This is a genomic window from Vibrio sp. TBV020, from assembly GCF_046056895.1.
Lineage (GTDB): Bacteria > Pseudomonadota > Gammaproteobacteria > Enterobacterales > Vibrionaceae > Vibrio.
Genome location: NZ_JBEEAQ010000001.1, coordinates 518,100 through 544,405, shown reverse-complemented (window position 1 = coordinate 544,405; position 26,306 = coordinate 518,100). Strand labels below are relative to the sequence as shown.

The following is a 26,306-nucleotide window of genomic DNA, read 5'->3' as shown; positions in this document are numbered from 1 at the left end:
TATGTCTGGTAAAGCGATTAGCCGTGTTTTAGAACATAATCTAGACCACCCACAATCGCTGCGACTTGAGCATCATTACACTCTTCGTCGGTCACTTTTGGGCTATCTGGATACACTTCTGTAGTCGTACCGAATTGGCAAGTTGTCACACCACCACATAGACCAAGTTTAACCATTGGGTAATTGATCACGCCATGCTGTACCACCTTTGAACCAATGATCTCGCCTTTATCATCAGCAGGAGCAATGTGCGTTACCTTAGAGACTGACTCAATGACCGCTGCTTGAAAATCAGATTGCGGGTTTTCTGTGTCGCCAACGGTGTAGAAACCATCTGGAATCATGCCTTCGATGTATTCAATGCCATCACGAGCGGCTAGAGCAGGGCGGAACTCAGTTTCATCGGTATCGGTAGTTTCATGCAGATCGATATGCACTAAAACTTCTCTGCCAAGTGACGAAACCAATTTCATCAGGTTCGCTGACTCTTCGGCTGGTGAGTCTTGGTAGAAAGAACGGTTTGGATCAAGTGCAAGTGGATTCCAACGGTTGATCGTTTCATATCCCCAAGGGCTGACACATGGTGCGATGATGATATTGAAGTGCTCAGTGTATCGCTCCATTTCGTTAGCCGCGAATTTTAGTGCGCCATGAACGCCGCTGGTCTCGTAACCATGAACACCGCCGGTAACCAGTACGATTGGCTTAGCAGCGTCCCAGTTGTTTGATTTTATGCATAGCAAAGGGTAGCGCTGTTCGTCATAAGAAAGGGCGCCATACTGTTCTACAGTAAACTTTTCACTAAGTGCTCTAATTTTAGGAACGACTTCTTGTTGGTATTCACGTTTGATGGTGGTTTGCTCACGCCAAGCAACTCGCTCAGCGTCGCCCCATTTTTCACCAGGAGTGCCGATTGGATAAGTGTAAGTACTGCGCATTACCTTGCCTTTGTTATTATGTGAAAGTTGTAAGTTAAAGTAGTTGTGTAGATAAACGTCGAACAGCATAAAGTGCTCGATACTGACAGGCAAATATTATCAGGCAGAACGGATAAGATTAACTGAGCTCTGACATCACACCTGCGCGTAGTTACAGGTGTAATGGTGAAATGATGCACCGCTTCAATGAAAAACGTGAGTAGACAAATGAGGCCTATTCACCAGATTGGATGATTTGCTCAATAGCAGAAACAAGAAGGTCTGTAGTTTGCGCTCCAGAAATAAGATGTTTTCTGTTTATGATGATGGCTGGAACAGCATTTATGCCAGCTTCAAGCCATTGTTGTTCAGTGGTCGCAACGGCTTCAGCCCATGATTCATCATTGATGACACTTTTTACGGTTTCTGCGTCAAGTCCGACAGATTCAGCGCAGGCGATGAGTACGTCAGGATCGGCAATATTTCTACCTTCAGAGAAATAAGCCTGGAATAGTATGAGTTCTAGGTCGAATTGCTTGCCTTCACTCTGCGCCCACATTAACAGTTGGTGCGCTTTGCGAGTGTTATAGATGCGCATTTCATCGTTGAACTGGAAATTGAATCCTACTTCTTGGCCAAGAGACGTTAGGGTTTCACGAGCTGAAATACTTGCTTCGTCGGTTGTACCGTACTTCTCTTTCAGGTGCTCTCGAAGATTTTGTCCTTCAGGGGGCATCGCAGGGTTGAGTTCAAAAGGATGCCATTGGATATCTGCTTCTACACTGTCTTCTAGTGTTGCGAGTGCAGTTTCAAGGCGTTTATAGCCAATGATGCACCATGGGCAAACGACATCAGAAACAATATCGATACGAACTTTATTCATTACTGGCTCCTCGTATGGCAAGCATTAAGTATAAATGTGCCAAGTCGAGAATTTTACTAAATCGATCACCTTTTCGATATTTATGTCTGCAAAAAGGTGATGCAGTGATTAATTTGAGTTCTAAACCGTAAATTTGTTCAAGATGGCATCTTGTTCTCGAATGTTTTCGGTTTGAGCTTGCATCGCTATGTTGGCGTTGTCCGCAGCATCTGATACTTGGGTTGAGAGATCTTTTATCTTCACCGTATTACTGTTGATTTCTTCTGCCACTAAGCTTTGCTCTTCAGCCGCTGATGCAATTTGAATGTTCATGTCACTGATTCGCTGAATCGCGTCTCGAATGCTTTCTAATGCTATGTTCGCTTCTTGAGCTCTCTCTACTGCGTTTTCAGCAGTGCCTTTACTCATGCTCATTGCATTAGCGACCGAACTTGCGCCTGCTTGCAATTGTTCGATCATATTACGTATTTCAGTCGTTGACTCTTGAGTTCGTTGGGCAAGTGTACGTACTTCGTCTGCAACCACGGCGAAACCACGTCCTGAATCACCGGCACGCGCAGCCTCAATCGCCGCATTGAGTGCTAATAGGTTGGTTTGATCGGCGATATCGTTAATTACTTTTAAAATGGTTTCAATGTTGTCCGTTGCTGATTCTAAAACCTTCACTTCTTCAACGGCTTCATCAATCTTCTGAGACAGATTATCAATGGCGCTGGTGGTTTCGCCGACAACAGATGTTCCAAGACTGGTGGCTTCGTCAGCTTCTCTTGCTGCTGCCGCTGCTCCTTGAGCATTATTCGCGACATCACCGGATGTGGTTGCCATTTCGTGCATTGCTGTTGCCAGTTGTTCAAGTTCATGAAGTTGCTCTTGCATAGCGGAAGCTGATTCTTGAAGTCCATGTGACGTCATTTCTGAACCGCGTAAAATTTCAGAGCCAATTGCCTTTGACTGGGTGATTTGCTGTTGAAGTGATTGGGTGAATTGGTTAAACCCTGATGCAAGTATCGAGAACTCTTTGTCTGTGTCGGTGTTTAAGCGCTGGGTGAGGTCCCCTTGACCGGAAGCGACATCCTGTATGGCATCGCTGAGAGCGTCGAGCGGTTTCATTAAGGTTCGGATGAGGAGCAAAAGTACAACAATACTGATCAGTAATGCGATGATAGAGTAAATAATTGAGCTATTACGAAGATCGGCAAGAGATTGGTACGCGATACTTTCATCAAGGACAACACCGATGTACCAATCCTCTCCTGGTACTTTAGAAAAATCTAAGGTGTATTCTTGTCCGTCGATATTTGTTTGTTGGGGTTGATCTTGAATCGGAGCATAACCTAAAAACTCACTCATCGGCTTACCGTTAAACTCAGTGGTCGGGTGGGCGATAGTCGTACCGTCACCAGCAACAATAAACACATAACCAGCATTAAATAGTTGAACTTTGTTCACGACCTCTGCCAATGCAGCCAAACTTACATCATAGAAAATTGCGCCGATAAACTGGCCATTGTCTCGAACAGGGGTCGCAATCGATACCAGTATTTCCCCTGTTGCTGAATCTGCATATGGGGCAGTAATTACGAGTTTTCCTGAGTTCTTCGCGTCTTTATACCAAGGGCGAACGCGAGGGTCCCAAGTAGGTCCTGGATTCCAAGAGGGATCATTATTGATATTGGAACCGTCTTTCTCAAACCCTAATCCAACAAGAAGAAAGGTGTTTTTCACTACAGGGCGGGTAATGACGGAAGTGATAGCATCAGGAGAAAGGTCTACCTCAAGCATGCTAGTCGCATAAGAAGCAATAGCCTTGCGGCTGTTTATCTCTGCAGCCGTTGTATCGCGAACACCATCAACAATTTCAGTGACGCTAGAAGTCACTTGGTTTCTGATTTCACTTTGGACGGTATAATATTGCTGAAGCGTTAAAAGTGTAACCGTGACTAAAAGCAAAACAGACGACGCGGCCACTATCTTATGGCTGAATTTCATCCCAGAGTCCTTTCTATAGATTGGGTTGTTATCTATAGATTTATAGTTATGAAATGAAGGTTCAGCCAGAAAATCTACAACTTTTCTATCAATTAGCGTCCTAAAACGGCTTTTTCTAAGCCTGCAAAAAGAGATTCATTGCCATCAAATAGCATTTCCACAACTGCTGGACGCTTTTTACCTGATTGCATCTGTTTGTTCGCCTCTCTCACTCTTAGTACAAGTTGCAACTCGGTTTCTAGAGGTGATTCATTGTCGAACCGCCATTGACTGATCTGCTTGCTTAACTTGCTCTCTTTCAATGTCGGGTTGATTTCGCTGAGCTCGTGCTTAAGTACCGTGAGTAAATCGACCTGTTTGTCTCTTTGTTCAGCATAGTCTTTTAAACGGTTTAGGAGCGCACTAACTAATTCGTTTGCTTTGACAAATCCTGCTTGCGTTGGCAATGGGAAAGAAACGCGAGACGACAATTCAATGGTGTCGACGATAGTATTCGGCGTATAAGTGAGAGACGTAAGCGTATCAAAAGGCAACCAAAACAGCTGATTTGGTTCGATTGCAAACTCATGCTTGCCTAGCTTTACCAACACCAAACCTTGTCGAACACAAATTAACTTATGTTTAAGAGATTTTCTGCGTGGAGTACAAATAAGAAAATCATTCTGTTCGGATTGGTAAGAAATCGCGTAGTGCATGTTGTCGCTCGTCAGTTTTGGGGCGCTAAGGTTAACGTTTCTTGATGAAAAAGCCAACTTTAGGCAATCAATGTGTCAAAAAGCGATAAATGCTCTGGTCTGACCTTGTTAAATCTGCGAGAACTATAGCTGCCAAGAGACGTTTCTATGCGTAGAATAGTCGCGCTTTCTATTTACTGACTAAAATAATGACGACAAATACAGACCCATTTATTGAAATTCGTCCTTACAATGACGAAGAGATTCCGGCGGCGATTGACCGTCTAGTTAATGATGAAGAATTCATTAGCGCAATTCTACAGCATCGTTTTTCTAACCATGCTGGTTGGTTTAAAGCGTTAATGTCACCTGTTGTAAAAGTCTACTTGAAGATGAAGTGGTCTAAACTGAACTCAGTTGAAACGATTCAATCAGAAGTGAAGAAATATCTAGACCAAACGTTGAAGTCGACAACAAACGGTGTGAGTTATAGTGGTCTGGATGAGCTTGATCCTAAGCAAGCGTACTTGTTTGTCTCTAACCACCGCGACATCGCAATGGATCCTGCGCTTGTGAACTATGGTTTGTACCAAAATGGTCATAAGACAGTTCGTATTGCGATTGGTGATAACTTATTAAAGAAACCATGTGCGACTGAGCTCATGAAGTTAAATAAAAGCTTCATTGTTAAGCGCTCTGCCAAAGGTCCTCGTGAAATGATGAAGGCGCTGGGTACATTATCTGGCTACATCAAACATTCGTTGGATACGGGTCATTCAATTTGGATTGCTCAGAAAGAAGGCCGTGCTAAAGATGGAAATGATTTCACTGATCCAGCAATCTTGAAAATGTTCCATGTTGAAGGTCGTAAACAGAAAGTCGCGTTTGCTGATTATGTGAAATCGTTAAGAATTGTTCCTGTATCTATCTCTTACGAGAATGATCCATGTGATATTGCGAAAGCTTTGGAACTTCATGCGAAAGAGTCTGTAGGCAGCTACGAAAAAGGCGAATTTGAAGATATTGAAAGCATTATTCAGGGCATCATTGGTGACAAAGGACGTGTTCATGTGGCATTTGGTGATGTGATTGAGCAAGACTTTGAAACACCAGAAGCGTTAGCAGAAGAAATTGACCGTCAAGTTCATGCGAACTACAAGTTGTTCCCAATTAATGAATTGGCCGCGGGTAATGAACAAGTTGAAGATCAAGTCAAAGCTAAACTAGCGGAAAAACTTAACCTGTTACCGGAAGGTGCTCAGCCATATTTGGTGGCAAGCTACGCTAACCCAGTTAAAAATCAACCTGCGTAGTAGATTGAATTAATATAGATGAAGCCTCACTAATATAGTGAGGCTTCTTTGTATCTAGCTGAGTAATCCACTTTGGCTTTTAGTTTTTCATTCTGAAATACGCTAAGGTGCAACAGCACCACCCAAAGTGAGGTTAGTTGGCCACTTTGAAATGCGATTCCCTCCCAGAAAGATGTTGCCTTTCACTGTCATAGTGTCGGGGAACTCTGTCAACTTTGACCCACCTATATACAGATTACCGTCGACGGTGAGGCCCTCAGGAAGAGTCTCAAGTGGCGTGCGAATCAAGCTTAGATCGCCTTTGACTCGAAAACGGGGCGGAAGAGACTGTAAGGGAGTATCAGTGAAGTTGATATAGCCGCCTACTTTAATCCCAGGAGGCCATTTCTTAATGTTTGAACCTAATAGATTCGCGAATCCTCTTATATTGACTCCTTTAGCAATGCGCTCTAATTGGCTGTTGGATGCGTCAAGGCTACCTTGAATATCAATCCCAGCAGGAAGGCTTTTAATTGACGTTTTTGCCATATTCAAATTGCCTTTAATGGCTAAGCCACCAGGAAGCTCAGTATAGGGTTTATTGCGTAGGTCGAGATTACCATAGTTATCGAGGTGATTGAGAATTCGAAACTGGTCGAGCGGAACAGCTACTGCGGCCACACTAGAACAAATCAATAAGGCTAAAGAAAATGTGCGAAGCATAAAGTTAAGTCACTAAGGAGATTCGTAATCAATATGAGTTCTAAGAGACATAAGGTCAAATGTTCTAAACGATAGGTACAAAAAAACGGGCTCAAGTGCCCGTTTTGCAATGCATTAAGAGTGCAATTTAGCGTGTTAAAGAGCGCGTTTTTAGTTCAAAGATTAACTTTTCTGCGCTGACTTCAAATTGGAAACGTGCCGTCAGTTCTGATGAAGCTTCTTCAATAGGTGTCACTTCGTATTTTACGTTAGCGCACACTTGCTTAGCGAGCTCGATGTATTTAGCTAGCTCTGACTCTAGTAATGCTTGACCCGCAGCATAGATGGTTACTTCAGCAACATCATCACCTTCTTTGATGATAAAGCCTATTTCACCTGCGCAACCACATGCTTCGCATACTTGTTCTTGTTCGGCGGTCATCTCAATATCCTCTTACAAATAATGGGGCCATTTTACCGAGAAATTTGAAGCTTATCCATAAAAACGAGCGCATCTGGTTTCATTGAAAAATCAGTATGCTATGTTGACGTCTGGTTGGAAAGTGACCGCTAAATTGCGAATTACTCCTATTTGCGTGTGACGAAGATCAATAAATTACGAAAATTCATGTCATTATCTCGTCAGAATGCTATTCAGTTAGTTGTAAGGACTACTGATTTGTAAGATTATCGGTCCTTCATAATTATATAAAGAACCATATGATGCCTTAGGGTTCTATAAACTGTGCAAATAATTGCAGTTATGGAAATTTAGTTTACGCCACAATTAGATGGTCCGTACGGTTTAATTGTGTTACTGTCTTTGCGTTGAGATTGATAATTTATATCACTTATACAATGCGTCGACAGACAAGGAAGCTAGTTATTAAGGCGTCGATAATAAACTCATGAAGAGTTAGACGGATTTACAGAGAGAAGAGCCTGAACATGCCAAAGCGTAGTAAAGAAGATACCGAAATTACAATTCAGAAAATCATGGATGCAGTTGTAGACCAACTATTGCGTCTAGGTTATGACAAAATGTCTTACACGACATTGAGTCAGCAGACTGGTGTATCTAGAACGGGCATTAGTCACCATTTTCCTAAGAAAACGGATTTTACTGCTGCACTAGACGGACGTATTTTCAAGATGTTCGTAGAGCACGTAGAATTTAACAAAGGCTTGGAAGAATTTTCTTCTAGTTGGGTTGCAGCGCTAGACAGCGATGAGTTCCTAGCAATCCTACGTTTGCTATTCCACCATATCGTTACGTCTCAGAGCACACACGAGTTCGCAAGCAACGGCATTGATCGTCTATATAAGATGACAGAAAGCCAGTTTGGTGAAGGTAGTGCTAAAGAGTTAGAGTGGTTGATTGGTAAATCAATCATTCGTATGGCCCAATAAAAACAATAAAAAAACCTTCTTCGGAAGGTTTTTTTATGTCTGCAGTAAGTCGCTTCTCTCTTTTAAAACCTTGATATTAGACTCGACTCGTCCGACTAGGTGTCTGTTGCAGTATCTGATACGCTTACTATCTGTTAGACTGAATGTATTAGCTTCATAAATAGATGTAGGTGTAGGAATGTCATTTCCCGTTCTTATATGTGATGACTCCGCTTTAGCAAGAAAGCAGATGGCGCGTTCGTTGCCTGCTTCATTAAACGCTGACATCACTTTTGCTGTCCACGGATTAGACGCGCTAGAGCAGTTATCTTCCAATAGCTTCAAGTTGATGTTCCTCGATCTTACTATGCCTGAGCTAGATGGTTTTGGTACCTTAGAAGAGATTGGTAAGCGTCAACTTGATATTCCTGTTGTAGTTGTGTCCGGTGATATTCAGCCTAAAGCAAAAGAGCGCGTTATGGCGCTTGGTGCGAAAGCGTTTATCCAAAAACCCATCGATAAGAATGCGCTCAATGCGGTTCTAAAAGAGCTTGTTGAGCCTGCTAGCCGTCCACAAATTATTACTCCTGTTTCGGTTGAACTGCCTATTCTTCGTCGTCGCGACATATACATGGAAGTCGCGAATGTTTCGATCGGTCGTGCCGCAGATGCACTGGCAAGACACTTTGATGTGTTTGTTCACCTACCTTTACCCAACGTTAATATCTTTGAGGTAAGTGAACTTCATATGGCGCTAAGAGATCTGGCCGAAAACGATCAAGTCTCGGGTGTTTGCCAAGGTTTTAGTGGTGAAGGTATTGCAGGTGAAGCGCTGGTTCTATTAAGTGATTCGAGTGTTTCTGACCTTAAAAAACTGATGAAAGTCCCTGCTGATAGCGAAGAGCTAGAGGAGTTAGAACTTTTAATGGATGTTTCGAACATTCTAGTTGGCTCATTCCTCAATGGTTTAGGGGAACAATCAGAAGTTCGATTCTTTCAAAGCTCTCCAGTGTTGTTAGGTCAGCACATCTCTATTGATTCGGTTATTCAATCGACGAGTGGTTCATTCCAAAAAACCATGACGTTTGAAGTGAGTTATAACATTGACGGCACGAGCATACGCTGTGATTTGCTGTTTATGTTTGTCGATGAATCTCTACCGCTACTCGATAATAAACTTTCGTACCTAATGGAGGACTTTTAATGTTGAATCTTCCTGCTGAATTTGAGCAATTCCACTGGATGGTGGATATGGTACAAAACGTCGATCTTGGGCTTGTTGTTATCGATAGAGACTACAAGGTTCAAGTATGGAATGGCTTCATGACTCACCACAGTGGTGTGCAGTCTCATGATGCGATTGGTAAATCTTTATTTGAGCTGTTCCCTGAGATCCCACAAGATTGGTTTAAACTCAAAACCAAGCCAGTGTATGACTTAGGCTGTAGAAGTTTTATTACGTGGCAGCAGCGTCCATACCTTTTTAAATGTCGAAATGTTCGTCCTGTTACTCAACAAGCGGACTTTATGTATCAAAATATCACCTTGAACCCAATGCGCACTCCTACCGGTGAGATTCGCTCTTTGTTCTTATCGATACAAGATGCAACCGCTGAAGCGCTGGTTTCTAAACAGCAATAAATTGTAATCAACGCCAAGGTAATCCTTGGTGTTGTTGTATATGCTGTAAACAAACCTCAAAACAGTATGCCCAAATGGATAGACTCCCTTCTCGTTTATATACCGCTCAACAGGTCAAACATGGTGAATCGCTAGCGGCTCAAAAAGCCGGTGTTGAAATGTATGTTTTGATGCAACGTGCAGGCCAAGCTACTTACAATCACATCCAACATCGATATCCAGATGCAAAGCGACTCTCTGTTTTATGCGGTTGTGGCAACAATGGCGGCGATGGCTTTGTAGTGGCCAGGTTAGCTCAAAACGATGGAGTAGACGTAAAGCTATACTTGTGTGGAGATGAAACTAAGATCTCCGGTGATGCGCAGACAGCGAAACAAGAGTGGTTAAACTGCGGTGGTGAGATAAAGTCAATTGAGCACTTTGAGCCTGAGCAATCGAGCCTTATTGTTGATGCCTTACTTGGCACAGGCCTGAGTGGTGAAGTCCGTACTTCGCTTCAATCTATTATTGAACAAATAAATGATACCGATACCAAAGTTGTTTCCATCGATATTCCATCAGGGTTATGCAGCGATACGGGAACGATTTTAGGGCAGGCAATCAAAGCGGACTCTACGATTACCTTTATCGGTGTCAAACAAGGGCTTTTGACAGGACAAGCGCGAAACGTCGTGGGAGAACTGCACTTTTCTGGATTAGGGGTTGAAGAGGAGTTTAACCAACTTATAGCTCACTCAGTACTGACTTTAAGTGTCGAATCGACGATAGGTTTGCTACCAAGACGTAAAGCAACGGCTCACAAGGGAAACCATGGACGCTTACTCTGCCTTGGTGGCAACGAGGGTTATTCAGGAGCCATTCGTTTGTGTGCTACAGCGGCGGCGCGATCGGGTGCAGGCTTAATTCGCGTACTTTGTCATGAAAATTCCATTCTTCCTCTACAAATAGGCTGCCCAGAAGTCATGACACGTTCGGTAAGGGAAGGGGACTCGCTACTGCATGAGGCCTTGGCGACAACAGACGCCATCGCATTAGGTCCTGGCTTGGGAATAGACGCATGGGCTCACGAACTGTATCACGCGTGTAAACAATCTCCGAAATCAAAAGTGGTCGATGCGGACGCATTGAATATTCTTGCTAATTCACCATATATAGATCATCAACGAATCATCACACCACATCCGGGTGAAGCTGCTAGATTGCTTGACTGTCAGGTAGTCGATGTAGAGAAAAACCGATTCCAAGCGGTGACTGAACTGCAAAGTAAATATGGTGGAGTAGTGGTGCTCAAAGGAGCGGGTACGCTTATCTGCGATGGTCATGATATTAACGTCTGCAATGCAGGCAACCCGGGAATGGCCACTGGCGGAATGGGCGATGTGTTAACTGGAATCATTGGTGCATTGTTAGCTCAGGGGCTTACATTAAATGATGCAGCCAAAGTCGGAGTGCTGGTACATAGTGTTGCCGCTGATAACTTAGCACAGCGACATGGTCAAATCGGTCTACTTGCGAGTGATGTGATATCTGAAGTTAGAGAGGTAATTCACCACTGGGGACGGTCAGAGTAATGCTTAAAAAATAAACTTTTTTTCGTCGCTTCTGTGACTTTGATTGTTATTTCGCATTATTTCGTTACAATGCTCGTTCTTTCCTGAATTGTGCATCCGTATTTGCGCAGAAAAGGACACGAACTCTCGTCTTTAATCTTTGAATTCTCATTAAAGACTCGTTTTAAATTGCATGTGTTGCTTGGTGTGCAACACCACTGTAAAGGATATTTTAATGCCTATTATTACTCTTCCTGACGGCAGTCAGCGTCAGTTCGACAACCCAGTTTCTACTCTTGAAGTTGCTCAATCTATCGGTCCAGGTCTTGCGAAAGCAACCATCGCAGGTCGTGTAGATGGCGAACGTGTTGATGCGTGTGATCTTATTGAACAAGACGCAAGCCTTGAAATCATCACAGTAAAAGATGAAGTAGACGGTCTAGAAATCGTTCGCCACTCTTGTGCTCACTTGCTAGGTCATGCGATCAAGCAGTTATTCCCTGAAGCAAAAATGGCGATTGGTCCAACTATCGATAACGGTTTCTACTACGATATCGATTTAGAGCATTCTCTAACGCAAGAAGATCTAGAAAAGATCGAAAAGCGTATGAAAGAGTTGGCTAAGACCAAATACCAAGTTATCAAGAAAAAGGTAAGCTGGCAGGAAGCACGCGATGCGTTTGAAGCTCGCGGTGAAACATACAAGATGGAAATCTTGGACGAAAACGTATCTCGTGATGATCGTCCAGGCTTGTACCATCATGAAGAATACATCGATATGTGTCGTGGCCCTCACGTACCACATATGGGATTCTGTCAGCACTTTACGCTACTTAACGTAGCAGGTGCATACTGGCGTGGTAACAGTGACAACAAGATGCTACAACGTATCTACGGCACTGCATTCCACGACAAAAAAGCGCTTAAAGCACACCTAACTCGCCTAGAAGAAGCGGCGAAGCGTGACCACCGTAAAATTGGTAAGCAGTTAGACCTATTCCACATGCAGCAAGAAGCACCAGGTATGGTATTCTGGCACCATAATGGTTGGTCTATCTTCCGTGACCTAGAAGTATTCGTACGTGAAAAACTGACAGAGTACGGCTACCAAGAAGTGAAAGGTCCACTAATTATGGATCGCGTTCTTTGGGAACGTTCAGGTCACTGGGACAAGTACGCTGAAGCGATGTTCACGACTTCTTCAGAGAACCGTGACTACGCGCTTAAGCCAATGAACTGTCCAGGTCACGTACAGATCTTTAACCAAGGTCTTAAGTCGTACCGTGATCTACCATTGCGTATGGCTGAGTTTGGTTCATGTCACCGTAATGAGCCATCAGGTGCTCTACACGGTATTATGCGTGTTCGTGGCTTCACTCAGGATGATGCACACATTTTCTGTACTGAAAGCCAGATTCAAGATGAAGTGACTAGCTGCATCAAGATGGTGTACGATACATACCAAACATTTGGTTTCGACAACATCGTTGTTAAGCTGTCTACTCGCCCTGAAAAGCGTGTTGGTTCAGATGAGATCTGGGATCAATCTGAAGAAGCGCTTAAACAGTCTCTTGAAGCAATGGATATTCCATACGAAATTCAAGAAGGCGAAGGTGCTTTCTACGGTCCGAAGATTGAATTTACTCTTCATGACTGTTTAGATCGTGCATGGCAATGTGGTACAGTACAGCTTGACTTCAACTTACCAGGCCGTCTAGGTGCAACTTACGTTGATGAAAATAACGAGCGTCAAACGCCAGTTATGATTCACCGTGCGATTTTAGGTTCACTAGAACGATTCATTGGTATTTTGATTGAAGAATACTATGGCTTCTTCCCAACTTGGTTATCGCCAGAACAGGCTGTAATCATGAACATTACTGATAAACAATCAGATTATGTTCAGGAAGTGGCACAAAAACTACAAAAATGTGGAATTAGAGCTAAAGCGGACTTGAGAAATGAGAAGATTGGCTTTAAAATCCGCGAACACACTTTGAAGCGTGTACCGTTTATGCTTGTTTGTGGCGACCAAGAAATGGAAGCTGGCGAAATTGCAGTACGTACTCGTAAAGGCAAAGATCTCGGCAAGTTTAAAGTGGATGACTTTATTTCATACATCCAAGACGAGATTTCAAGCCGTAAGCTCAATCTGGAGGAATAAACTATTAAAGGCGGAAGACGCGGCCAAGTACCGGCCAAACAAAATGCTCATCGTTTAAACGGTGAAATTCGTGGCGTTCGTGAAGTTCGTTTAACTGGCGCTGATGGCGAATCAGTTGGCGTTGTTTCTATTCAAGAAGCAGTTGCTGCAGCTGAAGAAGCGGGTATGGATCTAGTAGAAATCAGTCCAAACGCTGAGCCACCAGTATGTCGTGTAATGGACTACGGTAAATTCCTCTTTGAGAAGAGCAAGTCTGCTAAAGAGCAGAAGAAGAAGCAAAAGCAGGTTCAGATTAAGGAAGTAAAATTCCGTCCTGGAACTGATATTGGAGACTATCAGGTAAAACTACGCAACCTGACGCGTTTCCTTGAAGAAGGCAACAAAGTGAAGGTAACAATTCGCTTCCGTGGCCGAGAAATGGCACACCAAGAGATCGGTGTTGACGTTCTAAATCGTCTTAAGGAAGACACTGTTGAATTAGCAGTAGTGGAATCTTTCCCTAAGAAGATCGAAGGTCGTCAGATGATCATGGTTCTTGCCCCTAAAAAGAAGTAATTAACGGCTTTGCAAGTAAGAAAACTCAGCTGCCGTAAGGTGGCTGGGTTTTGTTCGCCCTAATTACTATTGTTTAATACAACTCAACAATGCGGAGTTATTCATCATGCCTAAGATGAAAACCAACAAAGGTGCTGCTAAGCGTTTTAAGAAAACTGCTGGTGGTATTAAGTTTAAGCACGCTACTAAACGTCACATCCTGACTAAGCGTACTACTAAGAACAAGCGTCAGCTTCGTCCAAATGCAATCCTTCCTAAGTGTGAAGTGGCTGCAGTTGCTCGTATGCTACCATACGCATAATTCTTTTTAGTTTATCAATCGTTTAGTTTAGGAGAAGCATAATGCCTCGCGTAAAACGTGGTGTACAAGCTCGTGCACGTCATAAGAAAGTTCTAAAACAAGCTAAAGGTTACTACGGTGCACGTTCACGTGTTTACCGCGTAGCTTTCCAAGCAGTTACTAAAGCTGGTCAATACGCTTACCGTGACCGTCGCAACAAGAAACGTCAATTCCGTCAACTATGGATTGCACGTATCAACGCTGCATCTCGTCAGAATGGTCTATCTTACAGCCGTTTCATCAACGGTCTTAAGAAAGCATCTATCGAGATCGACCGTAAGATCCTTGCTGACATCGCGGTATTCGACAAAGCTGCATTCGCAGTTCTAGTTGAAAAAGCGAAAGCTGCTCTTTAATTAGAGTTAGTGATTAGGATTAAGGAAAGGAGAGCTTAGCCTCTCCTTTTTTATATCTAAAAATTGGCTCTATAAGCTCGATAGCGGGCTTTGAACGCCACTTGCCCCTCTTTCTAGGACATGAGTGTAAATTTGTGTAGTACGTACATCACTGTGCCCTAGCTGCTCTTGTACTGTTCTTATATCTGCCCCTGACTCTAATAAATGTGTAGCAAAACTATGTCGTAGGGTATGGCATGTCACTTGTTTATTGATACCCGCTTCTTTGGCGGTTCGCTTGACTGCACGTTGTAGCGCGACAGCGTTAATGTGATGCCGGCGAACGAGGTTCGTTTCCGGATCGATCGATAGTTTGTTCGAAGGGAATAAGTAGTGCCAGTTAAACTCGAGCTCAGCTCCGTTATACTTCTTTTGTAGGGAGTGATTAAGCCAAACGCCCGCGTAGCCTGGTGTGTTCATATCCTTCTTGTAATACCGGAGAGCTAGTGCTTGTTGCTCTTTAAGCATTGGAATCAACTCTTTTGCGAGAGTGACCACTCGATTCTTTCCACCTTTTCCTTGCCAGATGCGAACGGCTGAATAGTCGTAGTCAATATCGTGTACTCGAAGACGAACAGCCTCCATTACTCGAAGTCCAGAGCCATAGAGCAACATAATATGGAGCTTATATTTTGGATCAATATGCTTAAGAAACTGTCGAGTCTCGTGTTTGGTTAGTACGACTGGAAGCTTGCGGTCGAGCAATGATTTTTGAAACTTCATATCGGTTTCTAATGGGGTTCTAAAGTAATCCCTATACAGAAATTTAATCGCGTTTAGAGCCAATGCCTGTGTTTTGGCGGCGACTTTATCATTGATTGCGAGATGAGTTAGAAAGGCTTCAACACTCTTCTCATCGAGCTTCGCTGGGTGGGACATATCATGGAAAGCAATATACCGACTTATCCAATTTAAATAAGCATCGATAGTTTTAGTCGCGTAATGTCGTGTTCGCATGTGTTCTTTAATGCTTAAGATAAATTGACCTTTCACTGTTCTCACCTGGTTTCATTTGTTGTTGGCAGGCCACATTGTTGTGATAGGGAGAACAATTCAAGCGTCTCGTTGCTGTTACTTTGCGAGACTTTAATACCTAGCACTAAGTGTCATTCTTGATAGCTTATGATTGCATTTTTATATGTGAGGTATATCAATGATGGTTAATGTTATAGGGCTGACTTAAGTGGTAACATTTTACAAAATAATATTGTTTTTCAGATAATTGCTTAATACCTTTCGAAGCAATAGTCACCATGATAAGGATTTTGAACGTGAAAAAACTGCTAGCGTTAGTTGTATCGGCGATAATTGTATACAGTCCATGGGTCGCCGCCGAATCAAAAAGAGAATCAGTTGCTGAGCTAATGGACGCGATGGATATTGAGGAACAAATGGTTGGCGGCTTTGAGGCCATGTTACCTGTCATTCATCAACTTTCAGCCAAGCTTCAGCTTAACCCGTCTGAAACTGAAGAGCTAAAGGATATCTACAGAGACTGGTTTAACAATGACTTTGATAAATTTTATATCAGTACCCAAATAGCTGATCTCTATGCAGAGACCTTTACTCATGATGAGATAAAAGCCATTACCAAATTCTATCAGACACCAGCAGGTCAGAAGTTGGTAGAGAAATCGCCGGAACTTGCGAAGCTGGGAGCGCGTTTTGGTATGGAAGAGGCTCAGCGTAAACAGAAAGAACTGCTTGAGAAATTAGGTCCTTTCATTGAGAAACACTCACCACAGCAGTAGCCAGTTAGTAAAGGTGTACGAAAGTCATATGAATGAAAGAAACGAGCAGTATTTACGCCAATATCTGAAAACCCTCACACCAGCGAAAGCGAAAAGCTATCATTCTTTTAGCGCAGACTATTTTTGTGCTGATGAATACAACGCAAACCTCTGCGCAGAGCTTATTTTACGGGGGGAAAAGCAGGCTTCCTGCAGTATGGAATATTGGTACAGCCACAAAGGTGAGGTCATGCCAGCCGTTGGGCATTTACAGGTCGTAAATAACTGGGCTGGAGACCCTGTCTGCATTATCGAACTTACGGAAGTGACTACAGCGAGATTTAAAGATGTTGATGCTGAGTTTGCAGCAGCAGAGGGAGAAGGTGACAGAAGTTTAAAATGGTGGCGAGATGCTCACTGGAACTTCTTCTCTCGGGAATGTGAAGAGTTAAATATTGAACCAAGCGAAGAGATGTTTTTAGTTTTAGAACGATTTAAGGTTGTCTACTCATAGGTTAAGCAAAAAGTCACTTTACAGTTAAGGAGGACGAGGTGAATCAGGCAAAATGGTTAGTGTACGCAGGGGGCGTTTTCTTCTTAATTTACGGTGTGTTATTCACTTTTTACCCTATTGAAGTCGCGACTTTTATATCAGGGAGTTCACCTGACACACCTTCTGGAGTGACTGACATGCGTGCAACTTACGGTGGTATGTCGTTTGCGGCAGGTTCAATCATGATAATCTTAGGCTCTAAAGCAGAGTCGCTATCGTTAGGCCTCAAGGTGGTTGCTATTACGTTGCTTTACATGGCAGCAACGCGACTTTATGGAATGTTAAATGATGGAAGCCCTAATATATGGATGTATCTATATTTCATCGGAGAAGTCGTGTTTGGCGCTTTCGCATTGTGGCTTAATCACCGTCAGTCACGTTAAGCAGGGCTCACTGAAGAATGAAATAAAAAGGCTCGATGATTAATCATCGAGCCTTTAAAGTTTTAACTTGCGATATTCATGGTTAGATTTAGATCTAACGACAATTTGGATAGCTTGTCTTTTAGTACTTTGCGTGTTTTTTCTAGCTCCGCAACCTGAACTTGCTTACCTTTAGCGTGAACGTCTAACTTCACTCTAAGCTCTCGGCCTACCTTTGTCACCCCAACGACTTCTAGGTTTTGCGAAACTTGCTTGTCTAATGCGGAGACTTCAGCATCTACAGTGTCGCAAATTTTCTCACTAGGTTTCATCATCAGAAGCTCTCGCAGTGCGTCTCTTAACATCTCAAAAGGGACTTTGATGAAATAGAACGACATCAGAATCATCATCATTGGATCAGCGTAGACTGCGTAGCTTGATAGTGGTGACAAAGTTAATAACCAAGCGGCAATGAAGCCTAAGGTAACCGCGACACTAAGTAATGTATCCATTTGCCACTGTTTCGCTTCAGCCTCAATCAAGCCAGATGAAAAACGTTTAGATTTGTTGGCAATATGCCACCACGCGTAACCACAACCTAAGACGTTAACAACACCGAACAGAGTCGCAATACTTGCGTCGACTTCACGACCGCCAGTAAACAATGCAGAGATAGCAGAGTAAAGCGAGTAGGCGACGATAGCTAAAATAACGCTGCCCTTAATGGCAATGACGATCGGCTCTAGTACTGATTTTCCGAAAGGGAACTGGCGTTTTGAAGGTTGCTCGATAAAGCGAGATACGGCCAGTGACAATAAAGTTAACAGTAAGCTAACTAGGGAGTAGACACCATCAAAAACGATGACAAGTGAACCAACAAGCAAACCGAGTACCAAACCACCGCCCGCAAAGCCTGATGCTAACAGTGCTGAGAAGGTGAGTATTCGTTTTTCATTTAAGCTTGTCCTGGCACACATAAAGGTATCTCTTGCATAAACACCTTTATAGTTTTCTCATAATCAGAGAATTAAACAAACACTATCTGGTTACAACATTTGGTTAAAAAGCGCTCTATATAAGATAGTCTTTATTATTCAATGAGATAGATTGATTTTTTGGTGTCAATAAAACTGACGCTGAGTGATGTTTGCTCTATCTTCTTTCCTTAACTTTAGAAATCAAATAGATACTCATTGAGCTTATCAGCAAGCCACGACATTCCAGGGTGTTCTGCCATACCAGCAGCAGTGAACATGCAATAGTCTTCTTGCGTCAAACCATAAGTGTGTTTTATCACGGCGAGCTCTTGGCCTCGAAGTAAATGTCGAATTAGAGGCTCTGGTAATACGCCCCAAGCGTCCTCTTCTAAGATTGTATTTAGCATGTAATCAAAACTAGAAAATCCAATATGTCGCAGCGAGAAAGGTTGCAGCTCAGGGTTATCCTTTTCATTCAAATAGACCATAACCGCTTGCATCGCATTGCGCAGTTCGTCGTCTGATACACGTCTTAGGCGCGCAAGCGGGTTGCTTGAGCGGCAGACGGACATAAGGCGGATCTTGCCTAATGGTTGATATGTGATCAAAGGATCATCAATTCGTTCGTAGTCGACACCAAAGGCAAAGTCTACTTGAGAAGTGGCGACTAAGTTGGCTAAGTCACCACTGGACGCAAGTACAATGTTAAATGCAGTAGCCGGGAATCTGTTATTTAGACGGTGCGATAGGTCTTGCCATAGTTCATCTGGCAGGGAGTCATCACGAGCGATCCAGACTTCGGCGTTAAATTCGCCAGAGACTTGAGCACACGTTTGTCGAATACGGGAAGCTGTAACTAACAGGTTTTGGCTGTCTTTATAGATTGCTTTTCCCGCTTCAGAAAGGACCAAATTATTCCCGCTACGGATAAACAGCTCGACATCGAGGTCTTTCTCTAATGCTTTGATCGACATGCTTAATTTCGTGCGGTTGCATTCAAGCTGTCGTGCAGCTTCTGACACAGAGCCAGTATCTGCGATGGTGCAAAAAGCTTCGATTTGAGAAAGGTTCATCGGATACTCAATTTGGTTACGTTGAAATCGATCTTATATCAAAGTTAGTGGATTGTCTGTTTTCACAACTGAAATGCTATGAATTTCATGCAGTTTTGGTACTCTTGGCCTGTGCCTAATGAATGTAGTTACAGGGAGATCATGATGGCTAACACTTGGGACGACGTCGCAGCAAACTGGGACTCGGAAGTTTCGACCAATACCTATGCTGACAAAGCGTTTGAATCGCTGAAAAGTGTTGTCGATCTGAAAGGGCTGCATGTCCTTGACTTTGGTTGCGGGACAGGCTTATTGAGTCAACGAATGTCGCCAGAGGTGAAGGATATTGTCGCACTAGATAGTTCTGAAGCGATGATTGAGCAACTGGACAATAAAGAGCTCGCTAATGTTGAGCCAGTAGTGGATATGCTAAGCCGCGGCCTTGTGGCAATGCACCCAGCATTCAGAAGCCAGTTCGACTTGGTGGTTGCGTCTTCAGTATGTAGTTTCTTGCCAAACTATTCCGATATTGCTGACATTGTTTATAGCCTCATTGATGATGGCAGTTACTTTGTCCATTGGGATTGGTTATCTGATAAAGATGAAGTAGGGGGCATGACAATTGGTCACGTGCAACAAATACTCACCAGCGTTGGTTTCGAAGAGGTTGTGGTAACGACGCCATTTGAAGTTGATACTCCGAACGGTGCATTAAAAGTGTTGATGGCAGTTGCCAAAAAATAAAATCGTTTGAATTGATGTTAAAAGCCCGAATGCATTGTTCGGGCTTTTTCGTTTAATGTTTTCAGTGAAGTTAATTTTGGTATTGAGCGACTTCGTCTAAAACCCAAGGGTTTGCAATCGCCCCTTTGTTCTGAACTTCGATTCCATGCAGCATTTGTTTTACTGCAAGTTCGACAAGTTTGCCCGATTTGGTCTTAGGGATCTCGCTGAGAGGGTAGATCTCCGCAGGTACGTGTCTTGGTGAGCACTGCGCACGTAGAGTTTGTTTGATTTGGCTTTTGAGGTCTTCATTGAGTTCATGAGTAGACTCAAGCTGGACAAACAGGACCACTTTCTCGTCACCATCGACTCTGCGCGCGACAGCAATAGAGTCTTGTATTGCATTTAGCTGATTCACTTGCTGGTAGATTTCAGCAGTGCCTATACGAACCCCTCCTGGGTTTAACGTTGCGTCACTGCGGCCATAAAAGACCATTCCTCCGGATGAGGTTACTTCGACGTCATCTCCATGGTGCCAGGTGTTGTCATATTTACTCCAGTAGGCATTGTGGTATCTCTCTCCATCGTCATGCCAAAAACCGAGAGGCTGATTGGGAAAACTGTTTAAGCAGACGAGTTCGCCTCGCTCTGATGTGATTGACTGGCCAGACTCGTTGTATACCGCGACATCCATGCCTAGGGCTGCTCCTTGGCACTCTCCTCGATAAACTGGTGAAATAGGGTTGCCTAAGACAAAGCAACCGCAAATATCGGTTCCACCAGAAATAGATGCTAGGTGAAGATCCACTTTGATATTGTCGTAAACAAAATCAAATTGTTGAGGATAGAGTACAGAGCCCGTAGAGCAAAGGGTTCGTAGCGATGAAAGATCGTAGCTCTCGCAAGGCTTACAGGCACTTTTTTGTAATGCTTCTAGATACTTGGCTGATGTTCCAAATAATGACACATCTGCCTCTTCAGCGAGTTGCCATAAGACATTAGGATTCGGATACATAGGGCTGCCATCAAAAATCACTAGCGTGGCACCACTAGCTAAAGTCGAGACATGCCAGTTCCACATCATCCAACCACATGTGGTGTAGTAGAACACGCGATCTTTCGGCTGAATGTCACAATGTAGTTGATGCTCTTTTAGATGATTAAGAACCGTTCCTCCAACTGAATGAACGATACATTTTGGTTTTCCGGTTGTACCTGAAGAGTAAAGTACAAACAGCGGGTCGTTAAAACTAATGCGTTGGTAACGGATACCGCGAGGTAAAAAGCTCGCTAAGATCGCCTCCCAATCAGAAAATGACTCTCGGCTGTAGTCATTCATGGCAGTATCTTCTTTCAAATATTCAATCTGGCAGGTATTCGTGATACTTGGCAAAGACTCAACGAGTTGTCTGTTTTTATCCTCAAGATGGAAGCTTTTACCGTTAAATTCGTAGCCGTTACAACAAAATAAAATCTTAGGTTGAACTTGTCCAAAGCGTTCAATAACGCTCTCAACGCCAAAATCCGGAGAAGTTGAGGTCCAAATTGCACCTAAACTAGTGGTCGCTAGCATCGCAATAACGGTCTCGGTCATATGTGGTAAGTAGCCTGCAACAACATCGCCTTTATCAACGCCATTATGTTTTAACCACTGTTGAAGGATGGAAACTTGATCACACAGTTCTTGCCAAGTCAGTTTGCGGCTTTCACCACGTTCGTTCTTAAACCAAATCGCGATGTCATCAGGAGCTTGAAAAGCATAGGCGAGTAAATTCTCGGCGTAGTTGAGTTGTGACTGAGGGAACCAGATTGTGTCTCTGCTTGGGCTAAAGGTCCCCCATTTTGCAAGTCCTTCGCCTAAAATACAGTCTCCTTTGTAACCAATAACGTCACAGAATTGCCAAACTTCGAGCCAAAAGTCTTTCTTATTTTCAACGGACCAGTGTTGTAAATCAGCATAGCTACTAACGCTATCGCCCTGAAAGTTAACATGTTTGATGAACTGATTTAAGTTGGAAGATTCGATCCTATCTTGGCTTGGAACCCAAACAGGTGAAGGCAACTGCGCATCTAAATGAGACATGACATCCTCGTCTTTATGTACTCCGTAATTGGATTAAGCTTTGATGAAATTCTAATCAATGTCAAACATCTACCCATTCATCAGATTGCTGAAAAATAAGAAAAAAGCTGTCAAATGTAAAATAATTGTTACACACAAACAGTGGTGTTGAGTTGGTTGGTTAAATTGTCACCGGGCACGCATGGCGATAGGCTTAATGTAACGGATTTGTTAACGGAGCTAGGCATGGCACAATATCACTCTAAACCTGTAAATGAGCAGGGGATCGTAGATTGGAGTCCTGAAGAAGACGCAATATGGCGCGATTTGGTTTCACGTCAGCTCAAACTGGTTGAGCAAAGAGCCTGTAAAGAATATTTAGCTGGTCTAAAGTTACTGAATTTACCAATGGATCGTGCGCCACAATTGGTTGATATTAATCGTGTTTTAGAGAGTGCTACGGGTTGGAAGGTTGAGCCTGTCCCTGCATTGATCAACTTTGATCGATTCTTTACGTTATTGGCAGACAAAAAGTTTCCTGTTGCGACTTTCTTACGCACAAGAGAGGAATTTGACTACTTGCAAGAGCCAGATTTTTTCCATGAAATATTTGGTCATTGTGCGATGTTAACCAACCCTGAGTTTGCTGAATTTACTCAGACTTATGGTGCACTTGGCTGTGAAGCTAGCGATAAAGAACGGGTGTACTTAGCGCGTCTTTACTGGTTTACGGTGGAGTTTGGTTTAGTAAAAGAAGGCAATAACACGAAAATTTATGGTGGCGGTATTCTATCTTCACCAGGTGAGACTCTTTACGCACTGGATGATGATAAAGCACAGCGACTTGATTTCGATATTCATACTGTACTGAGAACACCATATCGAATTGATATCATGCAACCAGAATATTTTGTTCTGGAAGGTATTGAGCAACTTTATAAGCTCAGCAAAATGGATTTAATGTTCCATGTAAAACAGGCAATGAAGGCCGGTCTATTACCCCCATTATTTGAACCAAAGGAAGTGACACATGCTTAATGAATTACGTTGTGAAGCGTGCACAAGTAGTGCAGTAGCGTTGGGTGCAGAAGAAAGGCGATTACTACTCACTGAGTTAAATGATTGGCAAATGGTTGAACGTGACGGCATCCCACAGCTTGAAAAAGTGTACAAGTTTAAAAACTATAAGCTAGCGTGGGCGTTTGCAAACCAAGTGTCTGAACTTGCCGAAGAAGAGTTTCACCATCCATCAATATTATTGGAGTGGGGTAAAGTAACGGTGACGTGGTGGAGTCACTCAATTAAAGGGCTTCATCAGAATGACTTTATCTGCGCGGCAAAGTGTGACCAGATTTAACTAAGTAACAAAAATCCACAAAAAAGCCTGAGTTTACTCAGGCTTTTTCAATCAATGTTCTATCAATTAGAATGAAGAAAGGTAGCGTTGCTCACGGATGATCTCGCCATTTTCGTCTTTCACTTCGAATGTGAATGAACGGCCGTTATCAAATAAGTTAGCTGCGAAAAATGTCCCTTTTGAGCCGGTAATATACGTCTTAGTTCCATTACCGACTACTTTTACTGGGACACCGCTAACAGGCTCTCCAGCTTTTAGAACAGTAACGTCTGCATGGTTTCGGTCTGCTTTCACTCGGATTGAGTAATCGCTTGCTGGCATCGCAAAAGCAACGGTTGATGTTAGGGCAGTAAGTGCGATTGCTTTAAGTAATGTTTTCATAATGAATTCCTCTCAAATCTGGCTTTATGTCATTTTTATGAACTGCGTCTTTGCGCTTGAGATAAATAATATGTGTGATTGTCATCACGTAAAACAATATAAATTAGTTATAGATGTTCGAAATTTTCGAACTTACTTATGCGGTGATTCTAGCCTTATCGTCCAACACACTTTCCAAGCGACAAACAGTAAGAGGTTTAGACTTTAGGTAACCTTGTATGTAATTACACTTATGCTGGGTGAGGACCGCCAGTTGCTCTGGCGACTCTACCCCTTCCGCAACTACTTCTAAGTCTATGATATGGGCCATATTAATGATTGCTTGGCACAGACTGTCTGCATTACTTTTCCCCATCGCAATCCGGTTAACAAAGCTCCTGTCGACTTTGAGGATGTCGACAGGATAGTCATTGAGGACAGATAGGGAAGAATAGCCAGTACCGAAGTCATCCAAATAAAGAACCACGCCGAGATCTTTTATGCGTTGTAATTGATATGCACTACATTCATCACTAAGGAGCATCGACTCTGTAATTTCGAGGCCGATTAAATGGGGTGGGAAGTCGCACTCTTTTAACAGGCCACATAAGGTGTGGTAGATGTGTTCAGATTCGAACTGCTTAGCGGAGACATTGATATTTATTCGTGGCACGGATTCTGCCGGACGAGTATGCCAGAGTCGTTGTAATGTTTTACAGCACTCTTTAGCTACCCAGTCACCAATTTTTACGATGAGGCCAGTTTCTTCTGCAATAGGTATAAAATCGACGGGCGATATTGGTCCAAAGTCTGGGTGTACCCATCGAAGCAGTGATTCGAAACCAACCACGCGATCCTCTGCGGTGGAATAAATAGGTTGGTAAACCAAAGACAACTGTTTTAAAGCAAGGGCATTGGTGAGCTCTTGTTCGAGAGTAAATCGCTTTTTCGCTTGGTTAAACATTTGTTCATGGAAGAAGACGACTTTTTCATGGGTAGATGTTTTCGCCTTGTACATAGCGGTGTCGGCTTCTCGTAAGATACTTGCGAGAGTCTGCTTCGGGTCCGTGACAACAGAAATACCAATACTGGTCCCGATGTGGCAAGACTGACCATCAATCGTATATGGCTGGCTTAGTACTTTCGAGTATCGCTGACAAATATGAGTTAACGCTTCTTTAGATGTTAAGCCCGGGAGGCAAATAACAAACTCATCTCCACCAAAGCGAAAGCTCATATCATTGCTACGACAATGTTGAGTTAATCGAGACGCTACTTTTTGTAGCAACTTATCGCCATGTAGGTGACCCATAGAGTCATTGATTACTTTAAAGCGATCTAAGTCGATAAATAAGATAGAAAAGCCTCGGCTTTCTCCTTTTGATAAGAGCGAGAGTTGTTTATCCACCTCTGAACTTAGTGCAGTACGGTTACTGAGGTTGGTTAAATTATCTTTCACAGCTTGCAATGCTAACGATCGTGTCTTTTCTTCGATGACTTGATCAGACACTTTCAGTCGAGTTGCATAAAAATTGGCTGCAACGGTGGCCGATACAGTCAGTAATAAGATCAGAAGGACTGACGTTGAACCGTAGAGCGCGGTGCTGCCTGTTCGGTCCATTTTTGAGATCGATAATTGCCATTGGGCGTTAAATAGCGGGATCCGAACTGTGCGACTTGCTGAAACGATCCGAGCAGAGAAACTATCGCCTTCTAACTTCGTGTTGATATGCGACTCAAAGATTTTTAGATCATTGGGCTTAACATGTACTTCAATTCCTGTGGTGTCAGAGTTGACCTCGGTGTGCCATATCTCACCTAGAAGCTCGTGTAGAATGATGTTTGCCACTACAAACCCATGTAGGCTCCCATCACTGCCAAATTTGGGCAAAAGTAGTTGTGCTCCCAGTTGTCCTTCTTGAATGAAATCGACGACGCCAAGTCTATTTCCACTGATTGCACGTGACATAGCGCTGACTGAAGCAGGATCGTTTTCTAATCTCACGCCCAAATAATCAGAGCCTTCAAATGAGGATGAAAGAAAATAAATGGGTAGGGTTTGATTATCTAAGAACCAAATTGGATCATCTTCGGGAGAGGGGGCAGGGGTTATTCGGTAGCCTAGGAAGCCTGCATTCTGGGCTCTTCGTTCAAATTGTGTTGCTTCATCTAATGAAACGACTGGCGCCCACATAATCGAGTCAATCATGCTATTGATTCCAACTTGATCGGCAAAGAATGACTCAAACTGTCGAGGTGTCGGAGAATTGCCGTTGGCTAGAAAAGCGCGAGTAGAGTGGAGCAGAGACTCAATTGCCTTTAATGACTGCGATAGAGTTTGTACTCGATTGCTAAGTTGGTTTTCTAGTAGGCCATTGAGTTTTTGCGTTTCATAGTAATGAACGGTCACATAGCTAGCGATAGCAAACGAGAGTCCGATGGACCAAATCAATACAATATTTTTCAGTGAGAGAGCAAGTTTCAAAGCAATCTGAACAGTATTTATAAAGTAGTTTAGATGTTAATGGTTATAATTATTAATGCAAATGATAATTGATGTTATTTGTAATGAAGTGACAATCGTTTGCTTGGTCGGTTTGATCGTCAACTCATATATTAAATGGCTCGGTTATGTAAAT

The 26,306-nt window shown here is 43.1% G+C and carries 27 protein-coding genes; 15 read left to right on the top strand and 12 right to left on the bottom strand.

What is annotated here, in order from left to right; translation table 11 throughout:
* Nucleotides 1-17 precede the first annotated feature (17 nt).
* The 4 genes from AAFX28_RS02275 to AAFX28_RS02260 all read right to left on the bottom strand — a co-directional run bounded on the left by AAFX28_RS02275 (nt 18) and on the right by AAFX28_RS02260 (nt 4,484).
* Nucleotides 18-938: a M14 family metallocarboxypeptidase gene (locus AAFX28_RS02275; protein ID WP_408686800.1), complete on the bottom strand. Its 921-nt coding sequence runs from the start codon at nt 936-938 to the stop codon at nt 18-20.
* 214 nt (nt 939-1,152) lie between these two features.
* The gene (locus AAFX28_RS02270) at nt 1,153-1,800 is read right to left on the bottom strand and encodes a DsbA family oxidoreductase (protein ID WP_408685246.1); all 648 of its coding nucleotides are present in this window, start codon (nt 1,798-1,800) and stop codon (nt 1,153-1,155) included.
* Between the two features lie 120 nt (nt 1,801-1,920).
* A complete protein-coding gene (locus AAFX28_RS02265; protein ID WP_408685245.1) occupies nt 1,921-3,789 on the bottom strand; it encodes a methyl-accepting chemotaxis protein in 1,869 nt (622 codons plus the stop codon).
* A gap of 92 nt (nt 3,790-3,881) precedes the next feature.
* Nucleotides 3,882-4,484: an AraC family transcriptional regulator gene (locus AAFX28_RS02260; protein WP_408685243.1), complete on the bottom strand. Its 603-nt coding sequence runs from the start codon at nt 4,482-4,484 to the stop codon at nt 3,882-3,884.
* Between the two features lie 188 nt (nt 4,485-4,672).
* Between AAFX28_RS02260 and AAFX28_RS02255 the strand changes: the two genes are divergently transcribed.
* Nucleotides 4,673-5,776, top strand: a complete 1,104-nt coding sequence (locus tag AAFX28_RS02255; protein ID WP_408685242.1) for a 1-acyl-sn-glycerol-3-phosphate acyltransferase — start codon at nt 4,673-4,675, stop codon at nt 5,774-5,776.
* A gap of 102 nt (nt 5,777-5,878) precedes the next feature.
* Here AAFX28_RS02255 and AAFX28_RS02250 read toward each other — a convergent pair whose 3' ends face one another.
* Together AAFX28_RS02250 and AAFX28_RS02245 are read right to left on the bottom strand one after the other, a co-directional pair.
* Entirely contained in the window at nt 5,879-6,478 is a 600-nt protein-coding gene (locus tag AAFX28_RS02250; protein WP_408685240.1) for a hypothetical protein, read from the bottom strand.
* A 127-nt stretch (nt 6,479-6,605) separates the two neighbouring features.
* The gene (locus tag AAFX28_RS02245; protein ID WP_408685239.1) at nt 6,606-6,899 is read right to left on the bottom strand and encodes a YfcZ/YiiS family protein; all 294 of its coding nucleotides are present in this window, start codon (nt 6,897-6,899) and stop codon (nt 6,606-6,608) included.
* Between the two features lie 506 nt (nt 6,900-7,405).
* Here AAFX28_RS02245 and AAFX28_RS02240 point away from each other — a divergent pair.
* The 8 genes from AAFX28_RS02240 to rplT all read left to right on the top strand — a co-directional run bounded on the left by AAFX28_RS02240 (nt 7,406) and on the right by rplT (nt 14,452).
* On the top strand, nt 7,406-7,867 hold the full coding sequence (locus AAFX28_RS02240) for a TetR/AcrR family transcriptional regulator (RefSeq protein WP_408685238.1): 462 nt from the start codon (nt 7,406-7,408) through the stop codon (nt 7,865-7,867).
* Between the two features lie 178 nt (nt 7,868-8,045).
* Nucleotides 8,046-9,050, top strand: a complete 1,005-nt coding sequence (locus AAFX28_RS02235; protein WP_408685236.1) for a response regulator — start codon at nt 8,046-8,048, stop codon at nt 9,048-9,050.
* Nucleotides 9,050-9,487, top strand: coding sequence for a PAS domain-containing protein (locus AAFX28_RS02230; protein ID WP_408685234.1), 438 nt, complete (start codon nt 9,050-9,052; stop codon nt 9,485-9,487). Before AAFX28_RS02235 ends, AAFX28_RS02230 begins: the two co-directional genes overlap by 1 nt.
* Nucleotides 9,488-9,561: 74 nt before the next feature.
* Nucleotides 9,562-11,058 (top strand): NAD(P)H-hydrate dehydratase, encoded by a 1,497-nt coding sequence (locus AAFX28_RS02225; RefSeq protein WP_408685233.1) that lies wholly within the window; start codon nt 9,562-9,564, stop codon nt 11,056-11,058.
* Nucleotides 11,059-11,272: 214 nt separating this feature from the next.
* The gene (gene thrS, locus AAFX28_RS02220) at nt 11,273-13,201 is read left to right on the top strand and encodes a threonine--tRNA ligase (protein ID WP_408685231.1); all 1,929 of its coding nucleotides are present in this window, start codon (nt 11,273-11,275) and stop codon (nt 13,199-13,201) included.
* Between the two features lie 3 nt (nt 13,202-13,204).
* Nucleotides 13,205-13,756, top strand: a complete 552-nt coding sequence (gene infC, locus AAFX28_RS02215; RefSeq protein WP_126572354.1) for a translation initiation factor IF-3 — start codon at nt 13,205-13,207, stop codon at nt 13,754-13,756.
* A 106-nt stretch (nt 13,757-13,862) separates the two neighbouring features.
* Nucleotides 13,863-14,057 (top strand): 50S ribosomal protein L35, encoded by a 195-nt coding sequence (rpmI, locus tag AAFX28_RS02210; RefSeq protein ID WP_004411425.1) that lies wholly within the window; start codon nt 13,863-13,865, stop codon nt 14,055-14,057.
* Between the two features lie 41 nt (nt 14,058-14,098).
* A complete protein-coding gene (gene rplT / locus AAFX28_RS02205; protein WP_004401084.1) occupies nt 14,099-14,452 on the top strand; it encodes a 50S ribosomal protein L20 in 354 nt (117 codons plus the stop codon).
* A 69-nt stretch (nt 14,453-14,521) separates the two neighbouring features.
* Here rplT and AAFX28_RS02200 read toward each other — a convergent pair whose 3' ends face one another.
* Entirely contained in the window at nt 14,522-15,484 is a 963-nt protein-coding gene (locus AAFX28_RS02200; RefSeq protein WP_408685229.1) for an integron integrase, read from the bottom strand.
* A gap of 278 nt (nt 15,485-15,762) precedes the next feature.
* On the opposite strand from AAFX28_RS02200, the gene AAFX28_RS02195 reads away from it, so the two are divergent.
* The 3 genes from AAFX28_RS02195 to AAFX28_RS02185 are packed head-to-tail and all read left to right on the top strand — an operon-like array spanning nt 15,763 to nt 17,157.
* Nucleotides 15,763-16,242, top strand: a complete 480-nt coding sequence (locus tag AAFX28_RS02195; protein ID WP_408685227.1) for a DUF2059 domain-containing protein — start codon at nt 15,763-15,765, stop codon at nt 16,240-16,242.
* A 28-nt stretch (nt 16,243-16,270) separates the two neighbouring features.
* Nucleotides 16,271-16,735, top strand: coding sequence for an ASCH domain-containing protein (locus tag AAFX28_RS02190; RefSeq protein WP_408685226.1), 465 nt, complete (start codon nt 16,271-16,273; stop codon nt 16,733-16,735).
* 38 nt (nt 16,736-16,773) lie between these two features.
* On the top strand, nt 16,774-17,157 hold the full coding sequence (locus AAFX28_RS02185; protein WP_408685225.1) for a DUF4345 domain-containing protein: 384 nt from the start codon (nt 16,774-16,776) through the stop codon (nt 17,155-17,157).
* A gap of 62 nt (nt 17,158-17,219) precedes the next feature.
* Here the strand turns inward: AAFX28_RS02185 and AAFX28_RS02180 are convergent, their stop codons facing one another.
* A complete protein-coding gene (locus tag AAFX28_RS02180) occupies nt 17,220-18,113 on the bottom strand; it encodes a cation diffusion facilitator family transporter (RefSeq protein WP_408685223.1) in 894 nt (297 codons plus the stop codon).
* A 194-nt stretch (nt 18,114-18,307) separates the two neighbouring features.
* Nucleotides 18,308-19,186, bottom strand: coding sequence for a LysR family transcriptional regulator (locus AAFX28_RS02175; protein ID WP_408685221.1), 879 nt, complete (start codon nt 19,184-19,186; stop codon nt 18,308-18,310).
* A gap of 144 nt (nt 19,187-19,330) precedes the next feature.
* On the opposite strand from AAFX28_RS02175, the gene AAFX28_RS02170 reads away from it, so the two are divergent.
* The gene (locus tag AAFX28_RS02170; RefSeq protein ID WP_408686799.1) at nt 19,331-19,909 is read left to right on the top strand and encodes a class I SAM-dependent DNA methyltransferase; all 579 of its coding nucleotides are present in this window, start codon (nt 19,331-19,333) and stop codon (nt 19,907-19,909) included.
* Between the two features lie 70 nt (nt 19,910-19,979).
* Here AAFX28_RS02170 and AAFX28_RS02165 read toward each other — a convergent pair whose 3' ends face one another.
* On the bottom strand, nt 19,980-21,971 hold the full coding sequence (locus AAFX28_RS02165; protein ID WP_408685220.1) for an acetoacetate--CoA ligase: 1,992 nt from the start codon (nt 21,969-21,971) through the stop codon (nt 19,980-19,982).
* A gap of 225 nt (nt 21,972-22,196) precedes the next feature.
* On the opposite strand from AAFX28_RS02165, the gene phhA reads away from it, so the two are divergent.
* Complete coding sequence (gene phhA, locus AAFX28_RS02160) at nt 22,197-22,988, top strand: phenylalanine 4-monooxygenase (RefSeq protein WP_408685218.1); 792 nt, start codon at nt 22,197-22,199, stop codon at nt 22,986-22,988.
* Nucleotides 22,981-23,307 (top strand): 4a-hydroxytetrahydrobiopterin dehydratase, encoded by a 327-nt coding sequence (locus AAFX28_RS02155; RefSeq protein ID WP_408685216.1) that lies wholly within the window; start codon nt 22,981-22,983, stop codon nt 23,305-23,307. The genes phhA and AAFX28_RS02155 overlap by 8 nt, the downstream gene beginning before the upstream one ends.
* A 66-nt stretch (nt 23,308-23,373) precedes the next feature.
* Here the strand turns inward: AAFX28_RS02155 and AAFX28_RS02150 are convergent, their stop codons facing one another.
* Together AAFX28_RS02150 and AAFX28_RS02145 are read right to left on the bottom strand one after the other, a co-directional pair.
* The gene (locus AAFX28_RS02150; protein ID WP_408685214.1) at nt 23,374-23,688 is read right to left on the bottom strand and encodes a hypothetical protein; all 315 of its coding nucleotides are present in this window, start codon (nt 23,686-23,688) and stop codon (nt 23,374-23,376) included.
* 136 nt (nt 23,689-23,824) lie between these two features.
* Nucleotides 23,825-26,152, bottom strand: coding sequence for a putative bifunctional diguanylate cyclase/phosphodiesterase (locus AAFX28_RS02145; protein ID WP_408685213.1), 2,328 nt, complete (start codon nt 26,150-26,152; stop codon nt 23,825-23,827).
* Nucleotides 26,153-26,306: the final 154 nt, after the last annotated feature.

Coding starts and splice junctions, on each gene's coding strand:
- phhA (WP_408685218.1), top strand. CDS start 22,197: ATGGCACAATATCACTCTAAACCTGTAAATGAGCAGGGGATCGTAGAT.
- AAFX28_RS02165 (WP_408685220.1), bottom strand. CDS start 21,971: ATGTCTCATTTAGATGCGCAGTTGCCTTCACCTGTTTGGGTTCCAAGC.
- AAFX28_RS02260 (WP_408685243.1), bottom strand. CDS start 4,484: ATGCACTACGCGATTTCTTACCAATCCGAACAGAATGATTTTCTTATT.
- AAFX28_RS02235 (WP_408685236.1), top strand. CDS start 8,046: ATGTCATTTCCCGTTCTTATATGTGATGACTCCGCTTTAGCAAGAAAG.
- AAFX28_RS02155 (WP_408685216.1), top strand. CDS start 22,981: ATGCTTAATGAATTACGTTGTGAAGCGTGCACAAGTAGTGCAGTAGCG.
- AAFX28_RS02175 (WP_408685221.1), bottom strand. CDS start 19,186: ATGAACCTTTCTCAAATCGAAGCTTTTTGCACCATCGCAGATACTGGC.
- AAFX28_RS02170 (WP_408686799.1), top strand. CDS start 19,331: ATGGCTAACACTTGGGACGACGTCGCAGCAAACTGGGACTCGGAAGTT.
- thrS (WP_408685231.1), top strand. CDS start 11,273: ATGCCTATTATTACTCTTCCTGACGGCAGTCAGCGTCAGTTCGACAAC.
- AAFX28_RS02275 (WP_408686800.1), bottom strand. CDS start 938: ATGCGCAGTACTTACACTTATCCAATCGGCACTCCTGGTGAAAAATGG.
- rplT (WP_004401084.1), top strand. CDS start 14,099: ATGCCTCGCGTAAAACGTGGTGTACAAGCTCGTGCACGTCATAAGAAA.
- AAFX28_RS02265 (WP_408685245.1), bottom strand. CDS start 3,789: ATGAAATTCAGCCATAAGATAGTGGCCGCGTCGTCTGTTTTGCTTTTA.
- AAFX28_RS02245 (WP_408685239.1), bottom strand. CDS start 6,899: ATGACCGCCGAACAAGAACAAGTATGCGAAGCATGTGGTTGCGCAGGT.
- AAFX28_RS02270 (WP_408685246.1), bottom strand. CDS start 1,800: ATGAATAAAGTTCGTATCGATATTGTTTCTGATGTCGTTTGCCCATGG.
- AAFX28_RS02225 (WP_408685233.1), top strand. CDS start 9,562: ATGGATAGACTCCCTTCTCGTTTATATACCGCTCAACAGGTCAAACAT.
- AAFX28_RS02150 (WP_408685214.1), bottom strand. CDS start 23,688: ATGAAAACATTACTTAAAGCAATCGCACTTACTGCCCTAACATCAACC.
- AAFX28_RS02240 (WP_408685238.1), top strand. CDS start 7,406: ATGCCAAAGCGTAGTAAAGAAGATACCGAAATTACAATTCAGAAAATC.
- rpmI (WP_004411425.1), top strand. CDS start 13,863: ATGCCTAAGATGAAAACCAACAAAGGTGCTGCTAAGCGTTTTAAGAAA.
- AAFX28_RS02230 (WP_408685234.1), top strand. CDS start 9,050: ATGTTGAATCTTCCTGCTGAATTTGAGCAATTCCACTGGATGGTGGAT.
- AAFX28_RS02190 (WP_408685226.1), top strand. CDS start 16,271: ATGAATGAAAGAAACGAGCAGTATTTACGCCAATATCTGAAAACCCTC.
- AAFX28_RS02250 (WP_408685240.1), bottom strand. CDS start 6,478: ATGCTTCGCACATTTTCTTTAGCCTTATTGATTTGTTCTAGTGTGGCC.
- AAFX28_RS02255 (WP_408685242.1), top strand. CDS start 4,673: ATGACGACAAATACAGACCCATTTATTGAAATTCGTCCTTACAATGAC.
- AAFX28_RS02180 (WP_408685223.1), bottom strand. CDS start 18,113: ATGTGTGCCAGGACAAGCTTAAATGAAAAACGAATACTCACCTTCTCA.